Origin of the sequence: Mycoplasma todarodis, assembly GCF_965212735.1 — a bacterium.
In the GTDB taxonomy this organism is placed as follows: domain Bacteria; phylum Bacillota_I; class Bacilli_A; order Mycoplasmatales; family Metamycoplasmataceae; genus Mycoplasma_K; species Mycoplasma_K todarodis_A.
In genome coordinates, this window is sequence record NZ_CBDBYJ010000006.1 from 2,847 (window position 1) to 4,106 (window position 1,260).

At 48.5% G+C, this 1,260-nt stretch carries 1 rRNA gene (cut by a window edge); it reads left to right on the forward strand.

The window, feature by feature from the left end:
• Nucleotides 1-1,155, forward strand: a 23S ribosomal RNA gene (locus ACOMC1_RS04140) (it extends 1,835 nt beyond the left edge of the window).
• Nucleotides 1,156-1,260 lie beyond the last annotated feature (105 nt).

Sequence of the window (1,260 nt, forward strand, 5' to 3'; positions counted from 1 at the left end):
TCAANNCTNTNACNTGAGCCGCAGTGAAAAGTGAGGGGCGACTGTTTATCAAAAACACAGCTTTGTGCTAAATCGCAAGATGAAGTATACGAGGTGACGCCTGCCCAGTGTCCGAAGGTTAAGTTGAAGTGTTAGCATTAGCGAAGCTCTGATATGAAGCCCGGATGAACGGCGGCCGTAACTATAACGGTCCTAAGGTAGCGAAATTCCTTGTCGGCTAATTACCGACCTGCACGAAAGGCGTAACGATCTCTCAGCTGTCTCAACAATGGACTCGGTGAAATTATGGTACCAGTGAAAACGCTGGTTACCCGCATCAAGACGAAAAGACCCCGTGGAGCTTTACTACAGGTTCGTATTGTTATTTGGCTAAACATGTGTAGGATAGGTGGGAGACTTTGAAGCTATAACGCTAGTTATAGTGGAGTCATCCTTGAAATACCACCCTTGTTTAGTTGACTAACTAACTTGCCACCATTATCTGGTGGGAGGACAGTGCGTGCTGGGTAGTTTGACTGGGGCGGTCGCCTCCTAAAATGTAGCGGAGGCGCTCAAAGGTACCCTCAGTACGGTCAGAAACCGTACGCAGAGCGCAAAGGTAAAAGGGTGCTTGACTGTGAGACCTACAAGTCGAGCAGGTGCGAAAGCAGGACTTAGTGATCCGGCGGTTCCTTGTGGAAGGGCCGTCGCTCAACGGATAAAAGCTACCCCGGGGATAACAGGCTTATCTTCCCCAAGAGATCACATCGACGGGAAGGTTTGGCACCTCGATGTCGGCTCATCGCATCCTGGAGCTGGAGTCGGTTCCAAGGGTTGGGCTGTTCGCCCATTAAAGCGGTACGCGAGCTGGGTTCAGAACGTCGTGAGACAGTTCGGTCCCTATCTGATGTGGGCGTTGGATTATTGATGAGAGCTGCTCTTAGTACGAGAGGACCGGAGTGGACATACCACTGGTGTTCCAGTTGTCCCGCCAGGGGCATAGCTGGGTAGCCAAGTATGGAAAGGATAACCGCTGAAAGCATCTAAGCGGGAAGCCTCCTCAGAGATGAATAATCCCTTGAAATTCCTTGTAGACGACGAGGTTGATAGGCTGGAAGTGTACGTGTAGCGATACATTTAGCTGACCAGTACTAATAAATTGAACGGTTTAATAAGTGATCTAAATCTTAGGTTATCTATTGAAACGGTACGTCACAGACAAACCAATGAAGAATCTGCTATTCAGTTTTGAAAGAACTAGAAACAAAAGACCTATAAAGG